This window comes from Streptomyces sp. NPDC051064, from assembly GCF_044455985.1.
In the GTDB taxonomy this organism is placed as follows: Bacteria; Actinomycetota; Actinomycetes; order Streptomycetales; family Streptomycetaceae; genus Streptomyces.
In genome coordinates, this window is record NZ_JBITFK010000001.1 from 797,744 (window position 1) to 821,737 (window position 23,994).

Annotated in this window: 22 protein-coding genes and 1 pseudogene; 18 read left to right on the plus strand and 5 right to left on the minus strand. The window is 66.3% G+C overall.

The window, feature by feature from the left end:
* Window positions 1-17 precede the first annotated feature (17 nt).
* From ACIBCU_RS03830 to ACIBCU_RS03845, 4 genes and pseudogenes are all read left to right on the plus strand, one after another.
* Window positions 18-436, plus strand: a pseudogene (locus ACIBCU_RS03830) (transposase); the annotation flags it as partial.
* A 739-nt stretch (window positions 437-1,175) separates the two neighbouring features.
* The gene (locus ACIBCU_RS03835) at window positions 1,176-1,937 is read left to right on the plus strand and encodes an IclR family transcriptional regulator (RefSeq protein WP_362938216.1); all 762 of its coding nucleotides are present in this window, start codon (window positions 1,176-1,178) and stop codon (window positions 1,935-1,937) included.
* A gap of 389 nt (window positions 1,938-2,326) precedes the next feature.
* Entirely contained in the window at window positions 2,327-2,608 is a 282-nt protein-coding gene (locus tag ACIBCU_RS03840) for a hypothetical protein (protein WP_399229011.1), read from the plus strand.
* A gap of 153 nt (window positions 2,609-2,761) precedes the next feature.
* Window positions 2,762-3,451 carry a hypothetical protein gene (locus tag ACIBCU_RS03845; RefSeq protein WP_399229014.1) on the plus strand — a complete coding sequence of 230 codons (690 nt, stop codon included), beginning with the start codon at window positions 2,762-2,764 and terminating at the stop codon, window positions 3,449-3,451.
* A gap of 46 nt (window positions 3,452-3,497) precedes the next feature.
* Here ACIBCU_RS03845 and ACIBCU_RS03850 read toward each other — a convergent pair whose 3' ends face one another.
* A complete protein-coding gene (locus ACIBCU_RS03850; protein WP_362938207.1) occupies window positions 3,498-4,856 on the minus strand; it encodes an MFS transporter in 1,359 nt (452 codons plus the stop codon).
* Window positions 4,857-5,148: 292 nt separating this feature from the next.
* Here ACIBCU_RS03850 and ACIBCU_RS03855 point away from each other — a divergent pair, with 292 nt between their 5' ends.
* Complete coding sequence (locus tag ACIBCU_RS03855) at window positions 5,149-5,490, plus strand: hypothetical protein (RefSeq protein WP_399229016.1); 342 nt, start codon at window positions 5,149-5,151, stop codon at window positions 5,488-5,490.
* Between the two features lie 64 nt (window positions 5,491-5,554).
* Here ACIBCU_RS03855 and ACIBCU_RS03860 read toward each other — a convergent pair whose 3' ends face one another.
* The 3 genes from ACIBCU_RS03860 to ACIBCU_RS03870 all read right to left on the minus strand — a co-directional run bounded on the left by ACIBCU_RS03860 (window position 5,555) and on the right by ACIBCU_RS03870 (window position 7,578).
* Window positions 5,555-5,830 carry a transposase gene (locus tag ACIBCU_RS03860; protein ID WP_399229018.1) on the minus strand — a complete coding sequence of 92 codons (276 nt, stop codon included), beginning with the start codon at window positions 5,828-5,830 and terminating at the stop codon, window positions 5,555-5,557.
* Window positions 5,827-6,450 (minus strand): transposase, encoded by a 624-nt coding sequence (locus ACIBCU_RS03865; RefSeq protein ID WP_399229020.1) that lies wholly within the window; start codon window positions 6,448-6,450, stop codon window positions 5,827-5,829. The genes ACIBCU_RS03860 and ACIBCU_RS03865 overlap by 4 nt, the downstream gene beginning before the upstream one ends.
* Window positions 6,451-6,654: 204 nt before the next feature.
* Entirely contained in the window at window positions 6,655-7,578 is a 924-nt protein-coding gene (locus ACIBCU_RS03870; RefSeq protein WP_399229022.1) for a transposase, read from the minus strand.
* 536 nt (window positions 7,579-8,114) lie between these two features.
* On the opposite strand from ACIBCU_RS03870, the gene ACIBCU_RS03875 reads away from it, so the two are divergent.
* The 13 genes from ACIBCU_RS03875 (at window position 8,115) to ACIBCU_RS03935 (ending at window position 22,993) form a co-directional block, all read left to right on the plus strand.
* Window positions 8,115-8,909, plus strand: a complete 795-nt coding sequence (locus ACIBCU_RS03875; protein ID WP_399229024.1) for a citryl-CoA lyase — start codon at window positions 8,115-8,117, stop codon at window positions 8,907-8,909.
* Window positions 8,910-8,996: 87 nt separating this feature from the next.
* Window positions 8,997-10,133 (plus strand): acyl-CoA dehydrogenase family protein, encoded by a 1,137-nt coding sequence (locus ACIBCU_RS03880; RefSeq protein ID WP_362938189.1) that lies wholly within the window; start codon window positions 8,997-8,999, stop codon window positions 10,131-10,133.
* A gap of 106 nt (window positions 10,134-10,239) precedes the next feature.
* Entirely contained in the window at window positions 10,240-11,148 is a 909-nt protein-coding gene (locus tag ACIBCU_RS03885) for an SDR family oxidoreductase (protein WP_362938186.1), read from the plus strand.
* Window positions 11,149-11,334: 186 nt separating this feature from the next.
* Window positions 11,335-11,778 carry a hypothetical protein gene (locus tag ACIBCU_RS03890; protein WP_362938183.1) on the plus strand — a complete coding sequence of 148 codons (444 nt, stop codon included), beginning with the start codon at window positions 11,335-11,337 and terminating at the stop codon, window positions 11,776-11,778.
* Entirely contained in the window at window positions 11,778-12,914 is a 1,137-nt protein-coding gene (locus tag ACIBCU_RS03895; protein ID WP_362938180.1) for a thiolase family protein, read from the plus strand. The genes ACIBCU_RS03890 and ACIBCU_RS03895 overlap by 1 nt, the downstream gene beginning before the upstream one ends.
* 98 nt (window positions 12,915-13,012) lie before the next feature.
* Window positions 13,013-13,804 carry an enoyl-CoA hydratase/isomerase family protein gene (locus ACIBCU_RS03900; RefSeq protein WP_362938177.1) on the plus strand — a complete coding sequence of 264 codons (792 nt, stop codon included), beginning with the start codon at window positions 13,013-13,015 and terminating at the stop codon, window positions 13,802-13,804.
* A 96-nt stretch (window positions 13,805-13,900) separates the two neighbouring features.
* Window positions 13,901-15,067, plus strand: a complete 1,167-nt coding sequence (locus tag ACIBCU_RS03905) for a CaiB/BaiF CoA transferase family protein (protein ID WP_399229029.1) — start codon at window positions 13,901-13,903, stop codon at window positions 15,065-15,067.
* Window positions 15,068-15,130: 63 nt separating this feature from the next.
* Window positions 15,131-15,898 (plus strand): nitroreductase, encoded by a 768-nt coding sequence (locus ACIBCU_RS03910; protein WP_399229031.1) that lies wholly within the window; start codon window positions 15,131-15,133, stop codon window positions 15,896-15,898.
* 121 nt (window positions 15,899-16,019) lie between these two features.
* Window positions 16,020-17,891 carry an MFS transporter gene (locus tag ACIBCU_RS03915; RefSeq protein WP_362938168.1) on the plus strand — a complete coding sequence of 624 codons (1,872 nt, stop codon included), beginning with the start codon at window positions 16,020-16,022 and terminating at the stop codon, window positions 17,889-17,891.
* A 226-nt stretch (window positions 17,892-18,117) separates the two neighbouring features.
* Window positions 18,118-19,197 (plus strand): LLM class F420-dependent oxidoreductase, encoded by a 1,080-nt coding sequence (locus ACIBCU_RS03920; protein WP_399229033.1) that lies wholly within the window; start codon window positions 18,118-18,120, stop codon window positions 19,195-19,197.
* A 75-nt stretch (window positions 19,198-19,272) separates the two neighbouring features.
* Window positions 19,273-19,596, plus strand: a complete 324-nt coding sequence (locus ACIBCU_RS03925; RefSeq protein ID WP_362938162.1) for a hypothetical protein — start codon at window positions 19,273-19,275, stop codon at window positions 19,594-19,596.
* 876 nt (window positions 19,597-20,472) lie between these two features.
* Window positions 20,473-21,909: a carboxylesterase family protein gene (locus ACIBCU_RS03930; RefSeq protein WP_399229035.1), complete on the plus strand. Its 1,437-nt coding sequence runs from the start codon at window positions 20,473-20,475 to the stop codon at window positions 21,907-21,909.
* A gap of 58 nt (window positions 21,910-21,967) precedes the next feature.
* On the plus strand, window positions 21,968-22,993 hold the full coding sequence (locus ACIBCU_RS03935; RefSeq protein ID WP_362938156.1) for an alcohol dehydrogenase catalytic domain-containing protein: 1,026 nt from the start codon (window positions 21,968-21,970) through the stop codon (window positions 22,991-22,993).
* Between the two features lie 32 nt (window positions 22,994-23,025).
* Here ACIBCU_RS03935 and ACIBCU_RS03940 read toward each other — a convergent pair whose 3' ends face one another.
* Entirely contained in the window at window positions 23,026-23,955 is a 930-nt protein-coding gene (locus tag ACIBCU_RS03940) for a helix-turn-helix domain-containing protein (RefSeq protein ID WP_399229039.1), read from the minus strand.
* Between the last annotated feature and the right edge of the window lie 39 nt (window positions 23,956-23,994).

Sequence of the window (23,994 nt, forward strand, 5' to 3'; positions counted from 1 at the left end):
CCTTCTGAACTGGGAAGATGAGGCGTCGAAGGTCTCTGTCATCCCAGCAGGAAGGCACTTTCTGCGTGAACCTGACCCGGTCGCGTCCCAAGCTCGTCGTGTCGGCCGACGGTCACGGGGTGGTCAGCCACGCCGGATGCGCCTGCTGGCCGATCTCTCCGATGTCACCGGCCTGACCAGCGCCTTCACGAACGCACTGCGTCAGCTGCGACCGCGTGGCACCGGGCACGACCCCGGCCGGATCGCGGTCGATCTCGCGGTCATGCTCGCCGACGGCGGCGAGGCGATAGCGGACCTGGCCCCGCTGCGCGACCAGGCGGAGGTGTTCGGTCCCGTGGCCTCCACGCCGACCGCCTGGCGCCTGCTGGCCGGCATCGATCGGCGCGCAAGATTTTGGATCATGTCGATGCGGGACGCGGGGTCCGCACGGGAATTGGAGCGATGAGGTGCTGGCATTCCTCCGGCGCCACACAACGGATGACGCGCCTGCAAGCACCTCGGCGCCGGTACGAATATTCGTGATGGGACGCTACGAATGGCGCGACGAGGCAACCTGGCCTCTGCAGCGCTCCCGTGTCGAGCGCTGGCACCTGCATGCCGATGGCGGCCTCAGCACGACGGTGCATCGACGGAAGGCCGAGTGAGATCGACTACGACCCCGCCGACCTGGTCCCCACGTGTGGTGGGCCACTCGGCACCGGCACCGGACGAGGCCCCTTGACCAGGCGCTCGTTGAGTCCCGATCTGACGTCCTCGTCTTCACATCCGATGTGATCGAGGAGGACCTCGAGGTCACAGGGCGGATCTGTGTACGGCTGCACGTGCAGAGCTCGGCGCCGTCGACCGACTCGGTCGCGCGGCCCCTATTCCGGAACGAGGGGCAGCTCGATGTACGACGGACGGCGAGCATCGCGAAAGAGCCGCTGGTGCGCGGTGATGAACTCCGTTCCGCGCTGGTTGCCCGTGTTCAGGTTGCGGTCCCATCAAGGGGAGCAGCTGTTCGTAACCTGCACCAACCCGGCCAAGCACACGTGGCTCGTCGATCGATCTCAATCTCCTGAGCCTCGTCAGCACCGCTGTCAGGCCACGTGTCTCTTCGGCGACGGAGGATCGAGTACGCGGAGCAGTAGGGTGGCGCTGGGATCTGCAGTTGTTCGGATGGTTGAGGGGATCGGATGACAAGCGCCGCCGTGAGAAGTGTGCTGACGGGAATGCGGGTGCTGGAGCGGCTTGCCGAGCCAGGACTGGTGGGTGTGTCAGAGCTGGCCAGAGACTTGCAGATCCCGAAATCGTCTATGCAGCGGATGCTCCGCACGCTCCAGGAGGGCGGGTGGGTCACGGAGGTTCACGATCAGGCGACGCGCTGGACCCTGACACCCAAGATGTTCCAGCTGGGACAGCGGCACCAGGCCGGCAACGATCTTCGCACGATCGCCCTGCCGGTGATGGAGCAGCTTCGTGAGGAGACTCGTGAGACCGTCCATCTCGCCGCACCCAAGGGGGTGGATTCGGTCATTGTTCTCGAGTGCATCGAGAGCCCCCAGGGGGTACGCGCCCACGTCTCCCCGGGCATGATGATCCCAGCGTTGGCCTCCGCCAACGGGCATGCCCTGCTATCGACCTGGTCGGACGACGAGATCGACGAACTCATATCTCGGGGCTTGACGGCATATACGTCTTTTACCTTGGCTGATGCTGATGCCCTTGCGTCTGCCATCCACGAGGTCCGTCGGCGCGGCTACGCCGTGAACGATCAGCAGTGGCGAGAAGGCGTCCACGCCGTCGCAGCGCCCATCGTGATCGCTGGGGTAGGGATCGCCGGCATTGGCATCTCGACGCCGATTCACCGAATGTCTGCTGCGTTGCAGGCGAAGTTCGGGGGCATGGTAGTGGAGGCTGCCAGCGCCATTGCCCACCGCTTGGGGGAAGCGCCCTGAGCTTGACTCTGTCGGGGATCTTGGAGTTTGCCGGTGCGCCTGCATGATCAGCGGGCATGCTCGGGGATGCTTCGCAGACCGATGCAGTTGTCGAGGTGTCCGATGTCGCTCCGTGCCCGTTCCGGCGAGCATGTCCCTTCTCTGACCGCGCGGATCGCGCGGGCGAGCAACCCGGGCGGTACGACGGCGATGTGGTTGAGAGACCGCCTCGACGGGCTGTGGTGCGACGAGGTCTTCGCCGGCTGGCACCCGCGTGACGGTCGTCCGGGTCTGTCGCACGCCCAGCCGGCGACTGTCTACGTGCTGCAGTCCCCTGGTCGGCCTGTCGGGCCGTCAGGCAGCGGAAACGGTCCGCTGCCGGATCGACTTCAAGTACGCCAGCCCTGGACTTGGACGATCCCGGCTTCCACCACAGCGTGCTGGCCGACTTCCGCGACCGTCTCGCCGAGGGCGACCGTGCCGACCGCCTCCTCGACCTCGCGCCGGCTCGTCTCAAGGAGGCCGGTCTCGTGCGCGAGCGCACCACGCAGCGCACCGACTCCATCCATGGCTTGGCCGCGGTGCGCGACCTGACTCGGCTCGAACTGGTCACCGAGGCCGTCCGCGCCGTGCTGGAGGAAGTGGCCCGCACCGCTTCGCATCTGCTGGACGGCCGACGGCGAACGGCGTGAACTCGCTGGCAATCCGTACGAGTTGGAGTTCTCGACGAAGCCGGATCAGGGCCGTGGCCATGGTGCGCGACGCCCGTGACGCCGGTATCGGGGCGACTGGTTCGCCGGTGACGAGGTCTACGGCAGTCGGGCGCTGCGGCACAGCATGCGCGCATGGGACTGGGCTATGCGGTCGCGGCCGCGGCCGCGGTCAAGCAGAACCAGAAGGTCACCTTGCGCTCTGGCCTGCACATCGAGGTCCGCAAGGTGATCAACAATCTCGCCCCGCAGAACTGGATGCGCATGGCTACCGGCCAGGGCCAGAAGGGCACCCGCGAGTACGACTGGTCGATGATCGACATCCGTGCGGACGACACCCCCGAGGAACACGAGGCCGGGACGTCCAGACTGATCGTCCGCAGGCACCGCTACACCCGAGAGACATCCAACTACCTCTGCCACCACCAACATCCCGCCACACCCGCGAAGTTGGTCGAGGTAATCTGCCGCCGCTGGGAAGTGGAGGAGGCCTTCCAGCTGGGCAAGTCCTTCGTCGGCCTCGACCTGGGCCAGGTGACCTGCTGGAACTCCTGGCACTGCTGGTCACTGTTCTCGATGATCGCTGCCATCGTCCTCACCCTGACCCGTGCCGCCACCGCGGCCCTCACCGCCCCCGACTGGCCACCGGGCCTCACCCCGGTTTCATGCCCCGAACTGCTCAAGCTGCTCCGGGCGTTCGCCCTGCCATCGCCGGCCCGGGACGGTGACCACGTGGTGTTCTGGTCCGCCTGTCGACTCCGCCGCCAGGCCGTCGCCCAAGCCTGCCACCGACAACGTCACCACCTCCACGACCAAGTCGCCTGACCAGGAGGAACGCAACGGAACCGCTATCTACGGCTGCCGTATCAGTTCAGTCAGAGGCATGATGAGCTCGCGAGGCATTTCCCACCGCGGACTTCCCGAATGACGGGGCTGTCGTCCTGCCCCTCCACGCTGCAATCAAAAACATCATTCCACCCAGAGCGAAGAGTATTGATACGCCAATAGTGCTGGATGTCCCGGAGGCACTGACGAGACCGAGGGCTAGCACCGGTCCTAGGCCGGCCGCCACGGCGGCACTGGTTTCTTTGGCCACCCCCAGACCAGTGACGCGTGTATTAGTCGCGAATTGACGAGCCATGAACGGGCTCGCCGCTACGGAAAGCAATGGAGCAAGAAAGCCCGTACCCAGGATCAATGCGATCCAGATCCAAATAGCAGTTCTTGTGTCGAGTAGCCAGAAAAAAGGAAATGAATAGAGGATCACCAAGAGGCCGCCAGTTGCGAGAACCCATCGGACTGGAACTGCATCGCAGAGCCTGCCGCAGATTGGAGTCCAAACGATCGCAAAAAGGCTGGCCAATGTCACGCCAAAACTGCTTACAGCTCCACTGATTTCTTGAAACTCAGACAGATACGAGAGCGAGAAGGTCTTCCACAGTGTCGCCACGAGCGCGTAACCGCTGTACGTCACGAACACTATGACTAGGCCCTTCCAGTCAGACCTGAAGAGGTCTGCCAGGACTCGGAGCCATGTACGCCGCGTTTCCTCTACCGGTAGTTCCGTAAACTCGGGACTCTCCGGAAGCTTCAGGCGAATGACGTACCCAACCAGGGCCAGAACGAAGCTGCCAACGAATGGGATGCGCCAGCCCCAGGAGTAGAAGAAATCATCTCCGATCAAATTCAGACCAGCGACCGCCAGTGAAGCAATGAACACTCCCAGGTTGATTCCCAATGTTGGCAGTGAACCGAGTCGCCCTCGCCTGTCGGCGGTGGCGTACTCGTAGGATACTGCTATCGCGGAACTGAATTCTGCGCCCGCGCCGATTCCTTGAATGATACGCAGCGCTACGAGCAAGATCGGAGCTGCTATACCAATGGATGCATAAGATGGAATCAGTCCCATCAGCCCCGTCGAAACACCCATCAAAATGAGGCTCCAAGACAGCACCGTCTTGCGGCCGAACTTATCTCCAATGATTCCAAATATTAGCCCTGCGAAAGGGCGCGCAAGGAATCCGACGCCGAAAGACGCCAATGCGGCTATAGAGCTGGCTGCGGAATTGTCCGAGGGGAAGAAAGTGGGGCCGATGACGAGCGCCGCCATAGCCGAGTAAAGGAAGAAGTCGAAGTATTCAAGAGCGGTGCCTACGACAATGGCCGCAGCGACGCGCCTGTTGGATGCCTCGGGCGTCGGCGACGCGGGTTTGGCAACTGGGGCTTCCATTGGCTCCGCCTTTCGGTGGTCGGTGCGACGATCCGTGCCTCAGTTTTCAAAGCGTGCCGACTGATGGCACGGCGTATCGCTCTGCAGACCACCCATGTTGAGGTGGCACCTGCTGGGCGTCAATGGGCGCGTAGGAAGAATCTGTACGGTCTCCGGGTCTTCCAGGAATTTTCGTAGGCGTTGATCGTTCCTGATAGTTCAGCTGAGCAGGATGCGCTGGCGCAGAGGCCGGTGTCCGGCGCGGCCGTACGTCTGACGCTTAATCAGTTCGATCTTCTTGTGGACGCCCTCGATGCGTCCGTTGTGCTGCGGCAAGGGTGAGCGCGGCATCGATGGCGGCACGATCGCGTTCCAGGCCTGTGGCGAAGGCGTGCAGGAAGGGCAGGTCGGTATCGCGGGTGCGGGTGATCCACCCGTTGAGGGCGGCGGCGTTGCCCGGGGCCGAGCTGAGCAGAGCGGCGAAGCTGCTGATCTGGGTGGCCAGGGCGGTCATCTCGGGGCAGGCGCCGGCGATCTGGTCGCGCAGGGCGAGTTGGTCCTCGCGCAGCCGGTCGGGGCGGCGGGTGAGGAGGCGGGTGACACGGCGTGGAGACAGGCAAGCGTGGTCGACCTCGAACGGCCCTGGTTGATGTAGCGGACCAGGAGGTTGTGGCTGCCGTGGTAGCCCATCTCCCGGATCTCCCGCAGAAGGTGGGTCTTCAAAGTTGAGAGGTGCGGAGGTGTCCGCGGGCTCGGCGGGTGGTAAGACAGCGTGTGCGGAGGTGCTGGTTGGCGGCGTTGCGGAACCCGAAGGCGGCACAGGCGACGAGCTTGATCACGCGGTTGATGCCTTCGCTCTCGGCATTGCTGTAGTTCTGCACCATGATCTGGCGCAGGGCCTGGACGCGGGGACCGGACGTGCAGTGCGCTCCGTGCCGGTGGAGGTGTTCCAGGAGCCGGACGCCGTCGTTTCCTGCGGCAAGAATCCTGGTCATGGGCTTCGTGGGTTCTTGCCCAGGCGGATCGGCCGACCGTAGCGGAGTCCCCAGTCCTCGTCGATGAGTCCGTCGAGCAGGTGAGGGGAGGCGTCGGCGGTCTCTTCGAGTGCGGCGCGGACCGCCTCGGTGATCAGTTCCAGGCGGGTCAGGTCGCGCACGGCGGCCAGGACGTGGGTGGAGTCGGTGCGCTGCGTGGTGCGCTCGCGCACCAGCCCGGCCTCCTTGAGTCGGGCCAGGACGAGGTCGAGGAGGTGGTCGGCCCGGCCGTCCTCGGCGAGTCGATCTCGAAAGTCGGCCAGGACGCTGTGGTGAAAGCCGGGATCATCCAGTTCCATGGCCATCGCGTACTTGAAGTCGATGCGGCAGCGGACCGCCTCGGCGGCCTGCCGGTCCGACAGGCCGAGCAGGAACCGCAGTACGCAGAGGGTGGCCAGCTGAGCAGGCGAAAGCCCTGGGCGTCCGTCCCTGGGGTACCAGTCAGCGAAGTCCTCATCGCACCACAGACCGTCCAGCCGGTCACGGATCCAGATCGCCGTCGTGCCACCCGGGTTGCTCGCCCGCGCGATCTGCGCGGTCAGAGGCGGAACATGCTCACCGGAACGGGGGCGCAGGGACAACGGGCACCTCGACAGCTGGATCAGTCATCAGAACCACCCGACCATGCCCGTTGACCATGCTGCCGCACCGGGAAACTCCAAGATCACCGACAGAGTCAAGTCAGGTGAGGAATTTCCATCGTGCTTGGCCGACTTGGTGTCGGTCGGCGCCGGTGCGGGCCAGGGCGAGAAGGTTACGCACGGACTCCTTGGCGATCCACGCGGTCAGCAGGGTTCGGCCGATCTTCCCCTCGGCCAGCAGCGGGTTCCACATCTTCGCGAACTGCTCGTCGGTGAGGTCCTCGCGATTGCGGAGGAGTCGTCGGCGGGCCTTCCACTCGGGGTCGGTAGCGCGTCCGCGCCGACCCCCCGGATTTCGGCGGTGGTGCGGCGCCGGACCAGGGACAGCATCTTGTTCGCAAGCTGCACGATGTGGAAGTGGTCGACCACGACGGCGTTCGGCAGGCCGGTGCGGATCGCGGCCCGGCATGTGGCGGACATGTCGATGGCCACGTGCCGGATGTTGTAGCGCCAGGTCAGGGGTGTGGTCGACAGCCAGGCCAGCACGTCGGCGACGGTGCGGCCCTCGACCTGGCCGAGCAGGCCACCGACACCGAGCGCGTCGACGAACCCGGTGTGCCACCGGTCCCGCGTCAGCTGCCGCTTGCCCGTTTCAAGGTCCTGCTCCCAGCCGGTCCTGCCGCGCCGGGTCGCGTCGATGCCCAGCGCCCCGACCTCGGGCAGCGGCGCTTCGACGACCTCGTGGGCAACGGTCCGGAAGGCGTCCATCACGGTCGGCCAGGACAGACGCAGATCGCGGGCGGCCTGGATGACTGTGGAGCCGGCATCCCGTATCCGACGTCCGGCCGTACTCCGTAGCCTCCCGGTCAGCCGGGCGCCGGCCGGGATCTGCGGGATCTGCTCGGTGAACGATTTCCGAGGACAGGCTGGCTCGCGGCAGAACCAGCGCCGTTTCTGCCAGAAGAGCTCCAACCCGCGCTCGCCATAAGGGAGGTCACGGGGGCGGGTGGTGGCGGAGCCTTTTACTCGGGACGAGAAGACCCCGCAGGCCGGGCAGGCCCGGGCCGAGGCATCCGCCGTGGCCAGGTGGACCCGGAGGCCACCGCCCTCGCACCGCTCGACCCGCATGACGGACACCCCGTCTTCTGCGTAGGGAACAGAAATGATCACCCAGGACCACGGGCGCCTTGTATCCGGGACCGGCAACCACCACGGCGGTCACGCACTGTGACAGCCAGTCAGCGCGTATCCCGGCACACACCGCCCAAGTTCGAAGACCCCGCTTCTCGCAATCCCACGTTGAACGGTGCGGTGTGCGCTGAGCCGGGGTGAGCCCGGCTGAAGGTCGGTTGCCCGAGCACACCGTGCTGTGGACTGCTGCGGGCACGTGGTTCGACGTCCACGCGGTGGTCGATGTTCCAGTGAGCTGAACGCGCTGGGTGCCCCCTGCGCTCGTGGAGCGCAACGGCGGCGGCATCAGCGACGGAAGATCGCAGAGCCTCTGCCGACCGCTGGCGCGCCTCTGTGCCCTCCCTATTGACAGGTGCTCAGGGGTGCGCCACGCTGCGTGTACCGACAGGCGAGACGCTGTGCCACTGTGTGGAACAGACTCTCCCGGGCTTCACCGCCGAACGGCGGCGTACGACGACCAAGAGGGACTTCGAATGGGTGCACGAGACACGAATTCCTGGGAAACCGGGATCGCGAAGGTCGAACGGGATGACGTGATCGTCCGGGGCCACCGTCTGACCGATCTGATCGGCAACACCTCGTATGCCGAGATGATGTTCTTGGTCCTCACCGGCAACCGCGCCACCGATGGCCAGGCACGAGTCCTGGACGCCATCCTCGTCTCAGTGATGGAACACGGGATCTCTCCGTCCAGTACGGTCACGAGACTCCTCTCGTCGTACGGCGTTCCGATCCAGGCGGGCATCGCGGCTGGTGTCATGACGTTCGGTGACATCCACGGCGGAGCGGGCCAGCAACTGGCACACACCCTCCATTCGGTCGTCGCGAGCGTTGCCGCCGATGGAGAGGTCACCGATGAGGCACTTCAGAGTGCGGCGCGCGAAATGGTCGCTGACAGCAGGGCGCGGCGCACTCCCCTCGACGGGTTCGGCCACCCGCAGCACGGTGCTGACCCTCGGACTCCCATCCTGATCAAACTCGCCAAGGAAGTGGGCGTGTACTCGCACCATTGCGCACTGGTCGAGCACCTCGAGCACGAGCTCAGCCAGGCAGTCGGCCGCGTAGTACCCGCGAACATCGACGGCGCCTCCGCGGCCCTGCTTCTCGATCTCGGATTCACATGGGAAGCGGCTCGGATCTTCGTGATCGCCCCCCGGACCGTTGGTCTCGCAGCCCACTACCTGGAGGAGAAGGAGCAAGGGAACACGTGGCGCCACGTGCCCTCCGAGCAGGTTTCGTACACGGGCCCGAGCCCCGACAGCCTGTGAGAAGCCCATGGACACGGGGGCCGATGCCATGAGCGAGACAGCTCGTCGGACGGGGACGACAACTCATACACCGCCCAGGAGGATGTTGTGACTGACGACCAGGACGCACTGCGTGCGGCAGTGCGGGAACTCATCGACAAGGAAGCACCGCAGGAAACGGTCAAGAAGTGGGACGAGGACGGCCATTACCCCCAGCACTTCTTCGAGCAGCTGGCGTCACTGGGCTACTACGGCCTCCCGTTCCCGGAAGAATACGGCGGCGACGGACGCGGTGTGACCGAGATGCTGATCGTCTCCGAGGAGCTCGGACGGCGAGGGCTCGATTTCGCTGCCGGGTACGGCATCACGATGTACCTCGCTCTCAACATCCTTCGCAACGGAACACCGGCCCAGAAGAAGCACCACCTGTCCCGGGCCATTCGCGGAGAAGAGCGCTACACCATCTGCATGACCGAGCCCGGCGCGGGCAGCGATGCGGCGGGCATCCGTACCTCAGCGCAGCAGCGTGACGGCGCCTGGGTGCTCAATGGCCAGAAGCTGTACATCACCGGGGCCGGGCTGCCTGGAACCATCCTGCACGTCACCGCGCGGACCGATCCGGAAGCAGGACGCCATTCAGGACTGTCCGTCTTCCTGGTGCCTGCCGACGCGCCTGGCGTAGAGGTCCGGCGGCTGAAGACGCTGGGACGTCACCTGCTCGGAACCAACGAGGTCTTCTTCGACGATGTTCGTGTCGGACCTGAGCAGATGCTCGGACCCGTCAACCGGGGATGGGACGTGCTCCATTCAGGCTTGGAGTTTGAGCGGGTGTTCACGTGCGGTGGTTACATCGGGGCCCTCAACACCGTGTTCGAGATGACTCGCTCGTACGTCAACGCGCGCGAGCAGTTCAACCGCTCGATCGGATCGTTCCAAGCTGTCGCCCACCCGATCGCCGACATGTATTGCGACCTCCAGGCAGCAAAGCTGCTGACCTACAAGGCCGCAAGCATCATCGACTCAGGTGAGTCGGCCCTCACTGAGGTGACGGCCGCGAAGCTGTTCGGGTCCGAGGCGCTACAGCGTGCGACGAACACAGGCATGCAGCTGATGGGCGGTGCCGGTTTCATGCTCGAGTACGACATGCAGCGGTACTGGCGCGAGGCGCGGGTCGCGACCGTCACCGCAGGGTCGTCCCAGATCATGCGCACCATTCTCGCCCGCGCCGTCGGCGTCTCCAAGTAGCACATGCGCACCGCCGATATCCCCGGCGTGCGCATCAGAACCCAAGTTCCACTACAGCGGGGTGCGGGCCCGCACGGACTTGAAGAAGACGAAGGGAAGACAACTCATGGGCGTCCTCGACGGAAGAGTAGCGATCATCACTGGGGCCGGCCGTGGTCTCGGCCGGGAGCACGCGTTGCTGTTCGCGGCCGAGGGCGCGCGGGTCGTGGTGAATGACGTCGGCGGATCGGCGTCCGGCGAGGGGACGGACTCCGATCTCGCGCACGAGGTGGTCGCAGAGATCAAGGCCGCCGGCGGTGAGGCCGTCGCGAACACCGACAGCGTCAGTGACTGGGCGGGCGCCCAGCGACTCATCGAGACCGCGGTCGACACCTTCGGTGACCTGCACGTCGTGGTGAACAACGCAGGCATCCTCCGCGATCGGATGCTGGTCAACATGACCGAGGACGAGTTCGACTCGGTCATCAACGTCAATCTGAAGGGCACCTTCGCCGTCAGCCATCACGCAGCGCGGTACTGGCGTGGTCGGTCGAAGCAGGGGCTGGACGCGGATCGAGTCATCGTCAACACCTCTTCGGGGGCGGGGCTGGCGCCTGGAGTGGGCCAGACGAACTACGCCGCGGCGAAGGCCGGGATCGCGGCAATGACGCAGGTCGCGGCCAAGGAACTGGGTCGGATCGGGGTCCGGGTCAATGGAATTGCCCCACTCGCGCGAACCCGGACGACCGATGCGACTCCCGGGCTCAGCGAACGGCTGGCGGAACCCGAGACGGAGCAGGAGTTCGACGTATACCACCCGAGGAACGTCTCTCCTCTCGTCGCGTACCTGGCGACGGAGGGCTGCTCCCTGTCGGGTCACGTCTTCCGGGTCGTGGGGGGACTGATCGGGGTCTACTCGGGTTGGCATCTCGTCGACACCTTTAAGAGCGATCAGCGCTGGAATGTCGGCGACATCGAGTCGGCGTTGGCCGTTGTTCCCCCGGTTCCTGCCGGCGAAACCACACGACTGGCCTGAATACAAGCGGCAGGCAGCTCGCACGGGTCTCGGATCGAGATCAGAGCCCGGCGGCGCCAGACACAGGAATGAGGACACACAACATGGATCGCAGAGCGTCGCTCGTGGCGCCGTCCCCTGAGAAATCGCCGCAGGGCAGCGCGCAACGTGTTCTCTCCCGAGTATCTACGAGATCTGGAGAGCGAAATGGATGAGCAGCAGTCGTCCTCGCCGCCGAAATCGAGCATGGAAAGCAGCAACCCCTCACCTTCGGGATCGGCCCCTCAGACCGCGCCGCTATGGGAAGACTCGGAGGACGGGGTTTTGCTGACTGGGTGGATCTGCCACCGATGCAACCAGCGGGGACTTCCTCGTCAGCACTTCGGGTGCGAACGGTGTGGAGCACCATCTGACGCGATCGGCGAGTCCAAGTTCGCGGCGCGTGGCATCCTCCGAAGTTCCGCCGTGATCCGGCGTCACGCCTTCTGGCCCGTCCCCTTTGTCATGGGTGAGATCCAGCTGGAGAGCGGTCACATGATTCATGCGTTCTTGTCGGAGGACATCACCTGGAGTCCCGGCGCAAGGGTTGTCGGCCAGGGCGGCGACGAGCTGCGGCAGTCCTATGTGGTCTTCACGATGGGAGAACACTGATGGGACTCATCAGCGAACTGCGACCGGTGTATGTCGTCGGTATCGGGTTGCACCCCTATCAATACCCGACGGACACGTCGTACATCGAGCTCGGGCTGCATGCGATCCGTGAGGCTCTCGTTGACGGTGGCCTCACATGGCCAAGCGTGGACGCGGCTTTCGTCGGCACAGCGCGCCTCGGCATGGCGGCCGGCGTGCCGATGCTCCGGTATCTCGGCATGACGGGTCTGGCGGTCTCGCAGGTCGAGAACGCCTCCGCCACCGGATCCACGGCGTTCCGCCAGGCCGTCGTGGAGGTGGGCAGCGGTCTGGCTGAGGTGGCGCTCGCCGTCGGTGTCGACAAGCCGCTGGGCAGAATCGCCGCGCCGGACACTGGTATCACTCCGATCTCCCCGGCCTTCGACGTTCCCTTTGCTCGGTATGCGCTTCTGACGGAGAGGTATCTCGCCGACTCGGGCTACACCAAAGAGCAGATCGGTCTCGTTGCGGTCAAGAACCACGGCAACGGAGCCTTGAATCCTTACGCGCAGCGCAGGAAGAAGCGCAGCCTCGAAGAGGTGCTGCGTCCGCCGTACGTGGCTGGATCGCTGAACGGTCTCCAGATCACGCCCATCGGCGAAGGTGCGGCGGCGGTCATCGTCATGTCAGAAGAGGCGGTCCAGCGCCATCAGGTGCCGAGTAAGCGCGCAGTACGAGTGGCCGCCTCGGCAACTGTGAGCGACCAGGCTTTCGAGGGTGTCAACGCCGACGTGGCCCTCACGGCTGCCGCAACCCATGCGGTGTACGAGGAATGGGGCGGGGAGCCCGCAGACCTGGACGTGGTCGAGGTCCATGATGCCTTCGCGATCGAAGAGCTTCTGTTCGTGGAGGCGATGGGACTGTGTCCGCCTGGAGAGGGTGCCTCCGAGCTCGCCAAGGGGGCTTTCGACATCGGAGGGCGGCACGCAGTCAGCCCCTCGGGCGGGCTGCTCTCCATGGGACATCCGCTCGGTCCTACGGGGCTGGGACAGATCGCCGAGATCACTCGGCAGTTGCGCGGAGAGGCAGGGGAGCGGCAACAACCGGACGCCAGAGTCGGACTGGCACACATGGTCGGAATCGGTCCGGTGTGCGTCGTCCACATCCTGCAGCGATGAGGCAGAGCTGGTGATGGAAGTGCATCACCCTTCCATCACCACCGACCAGTCACCGGCCTCCCGAGAGGTTCGAGAACTCAGAAAGGGTCACGGCAATCATGGCATCAGACGACACCACCGAGGAGCTCCTGCTGACGCGAAGCGGAGCGGTGCTGTGGCTCACGCTGAATCGTCCGCACGCGCTGAACGCGATGACGGCAACCCTCGTGGACTCCTTGACCGCCGCGATCGAGGACGGCGGCCGGGATCCCGAGGTACGCGCGATCGTGCTGACAGGGAAGGGCCGCGGATTCTGCGCCGGCGCCGATCTGAAGGACAGTGCCAAGCGCAGCCACGAGAGCGGCGCGGAGTTCGTGAAGAGGATCGGTGAGCTCACGAACCTGATCGAGTCGTGCGGCACCCCGGTCATCGCCGCGATCAACGGGATCACCGTCGCCGGCGGACTGGAGCTGGTTCTCTCCTGCGACATCGTCGTGGCAGCGGAGTCGGCGGTTCTCGGTGATTCGCACTCGAACTTCGCCATGTTCCCTGGCGCTGGAGCCACCGTGCGTCTCCCCAGGAAGATCGGCAGCAACAACGCGAAGTACCTGATGCTCACCGGCGAGACGCCGTCGGCCCGTGAGTGGATGGCGCTGGGTCTGGTGAGCCAGGTGGTCGCGGACGGGGATCTCCACGACTCGGTCGCGCTACTCGCCGAAAAACTCGCGTCGAAGAGCCCACTGGTGCTGGCGCGCATGAAGCAGGCCCTGAACGACTCGCTCGATCAGCCGGTGCCGATCGGCCTTCGCTACGAGCGCGCCCTGTGCAACGTTCACAGCCACTCCGCCGATCGCGTCGAGGGGCTGGCCGCTTTCCGGGAGAAGAGGACGCCTCAGTTCGAGGGCAGGTAGCGGACGCGCGGTCGAAAACCCCGCCGGAGCCAGTCAATCGCTATCGATGGAGAGGTAAGAACGATGATGTCAAAGGACAAGGGCCCGCTGTCGGGCGTGCGTGTGATTGACGTGGGAACCATGGTGGCCGGACCTGTCGCCGGCACTCTGCTCGCGGATTTCGGCGCAGACGTGATCAAGGTCGAGCAGCCGGGCCTCGGCGACACGCTTCGACACATCGGACCGTTCGCAGAGGGTGAGAGCCTGTGGTGGAACGTCGAGGGGCGGAACAAGAAGTCGATCACGCTCAATCTGCGTGAGCCCGAGGGCCAGCGAATCTTGAAGGAGTTGGTGAAGGACGCCGATGTTCTCGTGGAGAACTTCCGCCCTGGCACCCTCGATCGCTGGAACCTGTCCTGGAAAGAGCTGGAGCAGGTGAATCCGCGACTGGTGATGCTCAGCGTCTCCGGGTACGGCCAGACAGGGCCGATGGCAACGCGGGCAGGCTACGACCGCATGGGCCTTGCTTTCGGCGGAGTGATGGGAATCACCGGATACCCCGATCGTCCTCCCGTGCGTCCGGGCACGGCTGTCGCCGACTACCAGACGGCACTCTTCGGTGCCTTCGGCACGATGGTGGCGCTGTACAACCGAGACGTGAACGGCGGGCGGGGCCAGCAGGTCGACCTGTCGCTGTACGAAACGGTGTTCCGATTCACCGATGTGATGGTGACCGCGTACGACAAGCTGGGACTCAATCGCGAGCGCACAGGGAACCTCCACTTCGCGGCTGCTCCGGGTGATCATTTCGAGACCAGCGACGGCCGCTACATCGCTCTCACGGTCTCCTCGGACCGCATGTACCGCCGTCTGTGCGAAGTGATGCCAGAGCTGCTGGACGACCCACGGTTCGCGACACACACAGAGCGACTGGCCAACGTGACGGAGATCAACCGGACCGTCGGAGCCTGGATCAAGTCGCTCCCCGTGCCGGAGCTGTGCGAGATCCTGGACGAGAAGGGACTCGCGTACGCACTGATCTACTCGGTCGAGGACATCATGACGGACCCGCAGTACGAGTCCCGCGGCACGATCGCGACGGTGGACCATCCGCGGATCGGTTCGCTCAAGATGCCCGCGCCGCAGCCTCGCTTCAGCGATACACCAGCCCCGCTGGTACGGCCGGCGCCCGAGCTGGGGGCGCACACGGACGAGGTCCTGCGTGAGTACGTGGGCCTCTCGGACCAGCGGATCGCCGAGCTGCGCGCGGCAGGCACCATCTAGCGGCTGGAACTGACGGCTTGCCTGTCGCCCAGCGTCATTCCCGGCCTTCTGAGGAGTTCTGCGTTGCCCACGTCCCGAGTCACCGCGGTGGTGAACGATCCCGACAGCGTCGTCTCCGCCATCACCAACCGCCTCTCCTGCCGCGCCTTCGAGCGCGACAAGCCGGTCGACCGCAGCGACATCGAAGAGATCCTGTGCGTCGCCAGTCATGCGGCGTCCGGGACGAACACCCAGCCGTGGAAGGTGTACGTGCTGCAGGGTCAACCGAGAGACGACCTCGTCGATCGGGTGTGTGCTGCGGACGACGCCATTCACGCGGATCCTTCGCTGGCGTCGCTGTACCGAGAGCAGCCCGACTTCTATCCGGAGGAATGGGTCTCCCCGTACATCGATCGACGCCGCCAGAACGGGTGGAGCCTGTACGGCCTTCTCGGCATCGCGAAGGGCGAGAAGGAAAAGATGCGCGCACAGGTGCAGCGCAACTACCGATTCTTCGACGCGCCGGTAGGTCTGATCTTCACGGTCGAGCGGGTCATGGGTCGCGGGGCGTTGCTGGACTACGGGATGTTCATGCAGAACATCATGCTGCTGGCGAGGGCGCGCGGCATGCACACATGTCCCCAAGCCGCCTGGAACTACTACGCGAAAGTCATCCTTCCGTTCGTGGGTGCGGGCCCCGATGAGCAGCTGGTGTGCGGGATGGCGCTCGGCTACGCCGACCAGGCGGCGCCGGTGAACACGCTTCAGACGCCGCGGGAGACGGTTGACACCTTCGCCCACTGGGTGGGCTCGGCGACGGTCAGCTCGAGTCGTCACGAACATTCCCGGTAGGCAAGCACTGCCACCCTCTGAGGAGCATGACGTGGCTTCGTCCGCCCCGGTCGCCACCCCGGCCCTACCGCACGGAAGTCCTCGTAGGGCCGCCGGTCGATCCACGAACGTCGTCATTGCCGTGCTCGCGCTTGCGGGATTGCTCGCGTCCCTGCAGCAGACGCTCGTCGTACCCCTCATTCCGGATCTGCCCGAGATCCTGGACGTCGGTCCGACGACCGCATCCTGGGCCGTGACCGTCACGATCCTGACCGGCGCCGTGGCGACGCCTATCGTGTCCCGCTTGGCTGACATGGTCGGCAAGAGACGCATGGTCGTCGTCGCACTCGTCACGATGACAGCCGGCTCCATCTTCGTCGCAGTTGGAGGGGGCTTCGTCACCACAGTGGCCGGACGTGGCCTGCAAGGTTTCGCGGCGTCCCTGATCCCGGTGGGGATCAGCATCATGCGTGACTCGCTGCCACGCGAACGCGTGGGCTTCGCGGTAGCCCTCATGAGCGCGACGCTCGGCATCGGGATGGCGTTGGGCCTCCCTCTGTCCGGAGTGCTGTACGGCCACTTCGGGTTCGACTCCATCTTCTGGGTCGCGGCGATCTGTGGCGTGCTGCTCACTATCGCCGTGCTCCGGTTGGTGCCTGAGTCGAGTGTGCGCACCCCGGGACGGTTCGACTCTGTCGGTGCGGTCCTGTTCTCGCTCGCGCTGGCGTCAGTGCTCCTGGCCATCTCCAAGGGCGGCGATTGGGGGTGGGGAAGTCGCGGGGTTGCGGGCCTACTTTGCGTGAGCTTCCTGGCGCTTCTCGTCTGGTTCCCCTACGAACTGCGTGTCAACGATCCGATCGTTGATCTGCGTACGGCGGCCAGCAGGCCCGTGTTGCTCACGAACATTGCCTCGATAGGCGTTGCCTTCGCCCTGTTCGCCAACCTCCTCGCCAGCGGACAGCAACTGCAGATGCCGACAGCTACTGGCTACGGCTTCGGATTGACAGTGACGCAAGCCGGGTTGGCCATGGTGCCCGTCGGCCTTGCCATGGTGTTCCTGTCACCCGTCTCCGGGCGGATGCTGGAGCGGCTCGGCGGCCGCGTCACCTTGCTGGTGGGCGCCGGGATCATGTCTGTCTCCTACCTGTTCCGTGTCTTCGCGACGGGCTCGGTTGCCGAGGTGGTGCTCGGTGCGAGCCTGGTGGGCATCGGGGCAGCGGTCTCGTTCGCAGCCATGCCGACCCTCATCATGGCCCATGTGCCGATCACCGAGTCGGCCTCGGCCAACGGGCTCAACTCGCTCATGCGTGCCATCGGTGGGTCGACATCGAGCGCAGTGCTCGCCGCCGTTCTGTCGTCGGTCAGTGCCACAGCCGCCGGCGAGGTCTTTCCCACGTTGGCGGCATTCGAGGACATGTACTGGATCAGCGCCGCGACGTCGCTGCTGGCCGTGGTGCTTGTCGCGTTCATCCCGACGCGGCGCCGGCGGATCCTCTCCGGCGCAGGTGGCGAGACCGTGGTGCACGGCCGGATCCTGCCCGGCGGTGGCGGAGTTCTTGAGCACGCGGCCATCGTGACCGTCACCCAGCTCGAGGGCGAGCCTGTCGACTGGGCACGCACGGACAACGACGGCCGCTACTCAGTGGCCCTTCCCGGATCGGGGCGCTACCTCGTCGTCGCGAATGCTCGCGGTTGGTCCCCCCGAGCAGTTGTCCTGGACTTCCGCGAGAGGGACATGGAGCTGCACGTGGAGCTGACGGATGAGCTGGCGCTGACAGGTGTGGCGGTTCGTCTTGGCGTGCCCATATGCCGGTCCCTCGTACTGCTCCACCAGGGGACAGGCGAGTTCGTTTCCAGGGAGCAGACGGACGAGCACGGACAGTTCCGCTTCCCGCTCCCTCCTGCAGGTGCCTACATCCTGACCGCGGTGGACGAGTTCGGTCAGCAGGCACATTCCCGCAAGGTGGTTGTGACCGCGCTCGGCGCGCACATCGTGATCGAGGTAGGGCCATGAGCGTGCAGGCACCGGCCCGGGCAGAGACAGCGGCAGGAAGCCGTGCGGCGCTCGTGTGCAGCACGGCTACGCCAAGGTCAGAGTCTGCAGGATCGCCGGACCTGCCGCGGTGTCGCCCGGTTTGGCCATCAAGACGGCGACAGACGATCTACGGAGACACCGCCAGATCATGAAGGAAAATCATCGGTCGCGACGTCGCCGGCCCGCTACAGCAAGGAGAATTCAAATGGTTGCGTCCGTGAAACTCGGCATGATCCTCAACCATACGGGCAGGTTCGACGAGAGTGTCGAGCTGCTGCTCGCCTACGAGCAGGCCGGCCTCCATCTGGCCGCCGTCCCGGAGTCCTACTCTTTCGACGCGGTCAGCAAGTTGGGGTACCTCGCGGCGAAGACCGACAGGATCGAGCTGATGTCGGCGATTCTTCAGGTCTACTCGCGCACGCCCGCCCTGACGGCGATGACCGCCGCCGGCCTCGACTACGTCTCGGACGGCCGGTTCACTCTGGGGCTGGGGGCCAGCGGCCCCCAGGTCGTCGAGGGATTCCACGGCATCAAGTACGACGCCCCCCTGGGGCGCACGCGCGAAGTCGTCGAGATCTGCCGCAAGGTCTGGCGCCGCGACCCGCTCGCGTACGACGGCAAGTACTACCGCGTGCCTTTGGCGAAGGAGCACGGAGGCTCCGGGCTGGGCAAACCGATGAAGATCATCAACCACCCCGTGCGTGCGGAGATCCCGATCTCGGTCGCGGCTCTCGGAGTCAAGAACGTCGCCCTTGTGGCGGAGATCGCGCAGGGCTGGCAGCCGCTGTTTTTCCACCCCCTGAAGGCCCAGCAGGTGTGGGGAGAGGCCCTTAATGCCGGATTCAGCAAGCGCGACCCGGCGCTTGGTGAGCTCGATATCCAGCTCCAGGTCCAGTTCCACCTGGGTGAGCCGTCGCCGGAGGCGGTGCAGAGGGTGCGCAACCAGCTCGCGCTCTACATCGGCGGCATGGGTGCGCGCGACAAGAACTTCTACAACCAGTTGGCATGCCGCTACGGCTACGAGGCCGAGGCAACAGAGATCCAGGATCTCTACCTGTCCGGGATGAAGGCGAAGGCCGCGGAGGCCGTGCCCCAGGAGCTGCTGGACGCGGTCACCCTTATGGGCGACGAGGACTCGATCCGCCGCCAGCTGGAGGAGTTTCAAGCGGCGGGGGTGCGGACCTTCCTCCTCAACCCGCTGGCCGAGGACCCCGGGGAGCGCGTGGAGCAGGTTCGGAGCCTGGCCAGGATCGTCGCCGGGGAGACTGTAGGGGGAGCAGCATGAGGACGGTCGGCGCGCTGGGTCGCACCGATCGCGCGGCCGGGCTCTCGCCCGGTGGTTCGCTGCCGCGGTACCAACTTGGTCCTCGGCACTCGGGCCGCAGAATGTGCCGTTGAGGTAGCGCGCGACCTGACCCGCGCCGACAACCGTGCCGGTACGGCAGTCGCGGATATCGACCTGGTCGTGATGCCCTGGGTCGGCCAGGCCGAGCTGCTCACCTCCCTGATCGATGAGCTGTGCGACAAAGCCGTCGTCGACCTTGCTTCGGCTCGGCTCGAACGCGCCGGGCGCATGATCGCTGACGTCGTCGAGGGCTCCGCCGCTGAACAGCTCAGAGATCCTCCGCGGCAGCGTGGTTCCAGCGCCGTCATCCTCGAGCCGCCGCGAGCGCTACAAGGCTGAGCGCCGCATGCGGCGTACGTACCGATGAGTTCCTCGCGAAGCGACAGCAGGTCTGAGTGTTCTTGGGAGCACAAGTCTGGCAGAGGCTGGCGCCGTCGGGCAGGCACCGGTAGGAGATCATCATCCGGTGGCAGTCGGCGCATTCCTCCTTGGCATCCGGCTCCTTGTTCCTGCACGGATTGCAGATGCCGCCCTCCGGCCGGCCGGCATAAATGCGTCCCCACTTGGCCCGCAGGGTCGAGGCGGCCGAGCAGGAGACTCTGCGGCGCGTGAAGGGCTCCGGTGACCGCACCGATGATTCCCTCCGCCGGCATACGCGTCCACTGGTGGAGTGCCGGTATTCGAGGGTTGCAGTATTCGCCCGCAGGGCGAGCACTCCCACACCCGGCCCGGTCGCGGTGACACGGCGTACAGCTCTCACCGCAGCGAGTGCTGTCTGCGCGAAGACGCCGGGTCAAGAAGAAGAGACCGACCTCTTGCGGTGAACCCGCGCCGGCGCCCGCGCTCCGGTGCGGGCCTTCGTCCTCTGCCACCGCACCGTACGGGCCCCTCCCGGCAGCGGAAATCCCGCACGACACAAGACTCACGCGGCGTTACGAGGTTCACCACGCCGGTACGGCATCGATCTGCTGCTTCACCCCGAGGGGGGCGAGCTGGCGCCGTTAGCCGACGATCCGGCCGTCTGCCACGTAGGAGAAGTTCGTGGCCTGCACCAAGATCTTGTTGCCGAAGTGTCACCTGATGACCACCGGGTGACCGCTGTCCGACCGGCGATCTTCCGGAGTCCAGGGGATGCTTGGAGAGAGTCACCGCGAGCGATCAGCCGCCGACACGCCGCGCGAAACACCCGAACCGAACCGGAAGGAATCTCACGCCATGACCGCGACCGCGCCCAAGGCCCCGACCGCACCAGGAGTGCGGTCCTGGTGGGGAATCCCGTACGCCACCGCCGAGCGGTACCGCCGCCCGGTAGTCGCGAACTTCCATCCGGACCTTCCCTACGACCGCAAGGGCGTCGTCTCCGTCCAGCCCGACAGCGGCGACTGGCTCGAAGCGGACAGCGGAATGGGCGAGGACTGCCTGAACCTGAACGTGTGGGCCCCCGAGCAGCCCACCGGCAAGGCGCTCCCGGTGACCGTGTACATCCACGGCGGCGGATTCGAGTACGGCGCGAACACGCAGATCACCTCGAACGCCGCCGGTCTCGCAGCGACGGGGCGCGTGGTGGGCGTGTCGATCAACTACCGACTCGGCGCCCTGGGCCCGCTCTCGCTCTCGCAGTACGGCGGGAAGCTCGCCGAGGCCAGCAACCTCTTCCTCCAGGACATCATCGCCGCGCTCACCTGGATCCAGCGAAACATCGCCCACTTCGGCGGAGACCCCGACAATGTCACCGTCTACGGTCACAGCGGCGGCGCCTACTCCTCCTTCGGACTGCTCGGCGCCTCCTCGGCCGACGGCCTGTACCGGCGCCTGGCCGGGTTCTCCGGCGGGCCCGCTCGCTCCATCCCGGCCTGGTGGGCCGAGGAACTCGCGGAGCGGTTCGTCACCGAACTCGGTGTCGCGGACAACCCGGAGAAGCTGCTCGACCTCGACCCGCTCTCCCTGAGGGACGCCCTGCGCAAGGTCGCCCCGACGGACCTCGGAGAACGCGGCGGGGTGGACAACAAAGCCACCGGCGTCGTCCTTGACATCGGGCAGCCCGGCGCGGTGGTGCACGCCCACCCCATGGACGTCCTCGCCACGGGCGCGCACCGGAACGTCGACGTGCTGCTGAGCATGGCCAGCGACGACATGGGCTGGTGGGTGGCGAACGACCTCGACCGGTTCGACCCGGGCACCATCGACCGCGTCGTCGACGAGGTCGCGGGGTGGCGCGTTTCCCGCTCCCGCGCCAAGAAAATCGTCGATGCCTACGACCAGGGCGGCCGTACCCCGGCCGAGGTCCGCGCCGCGGTCATGGGGGACTACCTCTTCGCGATCCCCGCCGCCCGCGGCGCCCTGGCCCACGCCGCCGCCGGCGGCACCGCCCACCTCCTCCTGATCGGGCCCGCCGAAGGCGCGCCCGCCGTGCACGGCACCGAGATGTACGCCCTGGTCGGCCAGGAACAGCCGGACCGCAGCGCGGAGCAGGCCGAGCGGGACACCCGTATCCGCGACATCCTCCTCGACTTCGCCACCGGCGAGCACTCCCGCCTGTGGCCCGCCGTCACGGACAAGCCCACCTCGGAAACCGTCGGCAACTCTCCCTTCGAGGGCACCGCCCACTACCAGCAGGTCCTCGACCTGTGGGAGGGCATCGACCGCCCCTGACGGCCAGGGGGCGATACGGAACAGCACCAGGGGGGGTGAACAGAGTGAGGAACTCGCCATGAGCCAACCGACAGCAGCAGCCGACGACGCCACACCGGCGAGCATGCGGGCCGTCGTCGTCACCTGCCCCGGCGGCCTGGACGCCCTTCAGACCAAGGAGGTGCCGGTGCCCGTCCGCAAGCCCGGCTGGGTGCGGATCAAGGTCAAGGCGTTCGGCGTCAACGAGTCCGAAGTCACCACCCGCCAAGGCGAGTCGGACGCGGAAGTCACCTACCCGCGCATCCCCGGCATCGAGGGCGTCGGCGTCATCGAGGAGGCCGACGAGGCCAGCGGGCTACGCCCGGGCCAGCAGGTGGCCACGATGATGGGCGGCATGGGCCGCTCGTACGACGGCGCGTACGCCCAGTACGTGACCGTCCCCGCGCAGCAGGTCATCCCGTTCGAGACCAGTCTGCCGTGGGACGTGGTCGGCGCACTGCCGGAGATGTTCCAGACCGCCTACGGATCGCTGACCCACGGCCTGGACCTCAAGGCCGGGCAGACGCTACTCATCCGCGGCGGCACCTCCACGGTCGGGCTGAGCGCGGCCACGATTGCGAAGGACCTCGGAGCGACCGTGCTGTCCACCACCCGCAGCCTGGACAGGGCCGGGGAACTGCGGGCCGCGGGCGTCGACCATCCCCTCGTCGACAGCGGCACGATCGCCGACCAGGTGCGCGAGCTGATGCCGGACGGTGTCGACGCCGCACTGGAGCTGGTGGGCTGCTCGGTCCTCGCCGACACCCTCCGCACCGTCCGCCGACACGGCACCGTGTGCTTCACCGGAGCCCTCGCGGGCCAGTGGGCGATCCCCGACTTCAGCCCGTTCATGATCCCGGGCGGGGTGCGGCTGACCTCTTACGGCGGTCAGGCCGCCGACCTCCCGGCCGACGTCCTCGCCCACCAGCTCCAGGCCATCGCCGAAGGACGCCTCAACGTCCCGGTCGCGAAGGTCTACCACGGCCTGGAACAGGTCCGTGACGCCCAGGCCGACCTCGAGTCCGGCACCACGCCGGGCAAGCACGTCGTCGTCCTGGACGACTGAGACCCGGGCAACCGAGACACGCCGCGTCTCCCTCATGCGTCGGTCACTTCGCGGGCCGCGAAGGTGGCCGGGGTGAGACCGGTGCGGTCGCGGAAGAAGCGGCCGAAGTTCGCGGGGTCGGTGAAGCCGAGGTGGTCGGCCACGGACCGGGCATCCCATTGGGCGCTTCCCAGCAGGCGCCGGGCTTCGAGCAGGCGCCGCTCGTCGATGAGCTCACGCACTCCCTTGCCGGTGGTTTCCCGGGCGGCGCGGCTGAGGGTGCGGACCGAGCAGCCGAGCAACTCGGCGTAGTCCGCGGCCCGGTGCAGTTCGCGGAAGTGCAGCTCCAGGGCGTCCGTGAACCCTCTGTAGGTGTCACCACGGCTCGTGCCGGCACTCGTGTCGGCGGGGGTGACCCCAGGGGCGTTGGACAGGCGCAGCAGCAGCGATTCGAGCAGGCTGCGCCGCAGGGCGTGGTGGACGTCGAGGGGTCGGCGCCCGAGTGCGCGGTGTTCGTCCAGAAGCTGCAGTGCCGTCTGCTGGAGCCAGGCGGCGTCGTCGGGGTGCGGGCTCAGCACGGCAGGAGCCTCGTGTGCGGTGAGCGGGGTCAGCAGGCGGGCGATGTCGGGCCGCAGCACGTCCGGTTCGAACAGGATGAACGGGCCGCGGGCTGCGCCTGGCGGGTGCCAGCACTGCGTGTGTCCGGGGCGCACCCATAGCCACTGGCCGGGGGTGACGGTCCGCGTGAGGTGGTCGACGTCGTGCCGCAACTCTCCCTCGGTGATCGCGATGAGGTAGTGGAAGGTGGCGCGGCCCGGACGGGGCGGGTTCCACGGCCAGTCGTCGTGCTGGGCGAAGAATTTCTCGACGGTGCTCACTTCAAGGCCGTACGGGGTGCCGACCGGGGGCTGGAAACCGTACAGCGGGACCGCGGCCGGTCCGGCCTGTCCGCTCGGGCTGGGGTGTCGCTTGTCGACCATCACGTGTCCGCAGCCTACTGCACCTTATGTCGGTTTCGGGGA

What these genes read in the sequence shown, in the direction of transcription:
- ACIBCU_RS03900 (WP_362938177.1), top strand. Translation starts at nt 13,013, where the DNA reads ATGGCATCAGACGACACCACCGAGGAGCTCCTGCTGACGCGAAGCGGA.
- ACIBCU_RS03845 (WP_399229014.1), top strand. Translation starts at nt 2,762, where the DNA reads ATGGGACTGGGCTATGCGGTCGCGGCCGCGGCCGCGGTCAAGCAGAAC.
- ACIBCU_RS03895 (WP_362938180.1), top strand. Translation starts at nt 11,778, where the DNA reads ATGGGACTCATCAGCGAACTGCGACCGGTGTATGTCGTCGGTATCGGG.
- ACIBCU_RS03860 (WP_399229018.1), bottom strand. Translation starts at nt 5,830, where the DNA reads ATGACCAGGATTCTTGCCGCAGGAAACGACGGCGTCCGGCTCCTGGAA.
- ACIBCU_RS03935 (WP_362938156.1), top strand. Translation starts at nt 21,968, where the DNA reads ATGAGCCAACCGACAGCAGCAGCCGACGACGCCACACCGGCGAGCATG.
- ACIBCU_RS03920 (WP_399229033.1), top strand. Translation starts at nt 18,118, where the DNA reads ATGGTTGCGTCCGTGAAACTCGGCATGATCCTCAACCATACGGGCAGG.
- ACIBCU_RS03885 (WP_362938186.1), top strand. Translation starts at nt 10,240, where the DNA reads ATGGGCGTCCTCGACGGAAGAGTAGCGATCATCACTGGGGCCGGCCGT.
- ACIBCU_RS03890 (WP_362938183.1), top strand. Translation starts at nt 11,335, where the DNA reads ATGGATGAGCAGCAGTCGTCCTCGCCGCCGAAATCGAGCATGGAAAGC.
- ACIBCU_RS03870 (WP_399229022.1), bottom strand. Translation starts at nt 7,578, where the DNA reads ATGCGGGTCGAGCGGTGCGAGGGCGGTGGCCTCCGGGTCCACCTGGCC.
- ACIBCU_RS03850 (WP_362938207.1), bottom strand. Translation starts at nt 4,856, where the DNA reads ATGGAAGCCCCAGTTGCCAAACCCGCGTCGCCGACGCCCGAGGCATCC.
- ACIBCU_RS03930 (WP_399229035.1), top strand. Translation starts at nt 20,473, where the DNA reads ATGACCGCGACCGCGCCCAAGGCCCCGACCGCACCAGGAGTGCGGTCC.
- ACIBCU_RS03855 (WP_399229016.1), top strand. Translation starts at nt 5,149, where the DNA reads ATGCGTCCGTTGTGCTGCGGCAAGGGTGAGCGCGGCATCGATGGCGGC.
- ACIBCU_RS03875 (WP_399229024.1), top strand. Translation starts at nt 8,115, where the DNA reads ATGGGTGCACGAGACACGAATTCCTGGGAAACCGGGATCGCGAAGGTC.
- ACIBCU_RS03835 (WP_362938216.1), top strand. Translation starts at nt 1,176, where the DNA reads ATGACAAGCGCCGCCGTGAGAAGTGTGCTGACGGGAATGCGGGTGCTG.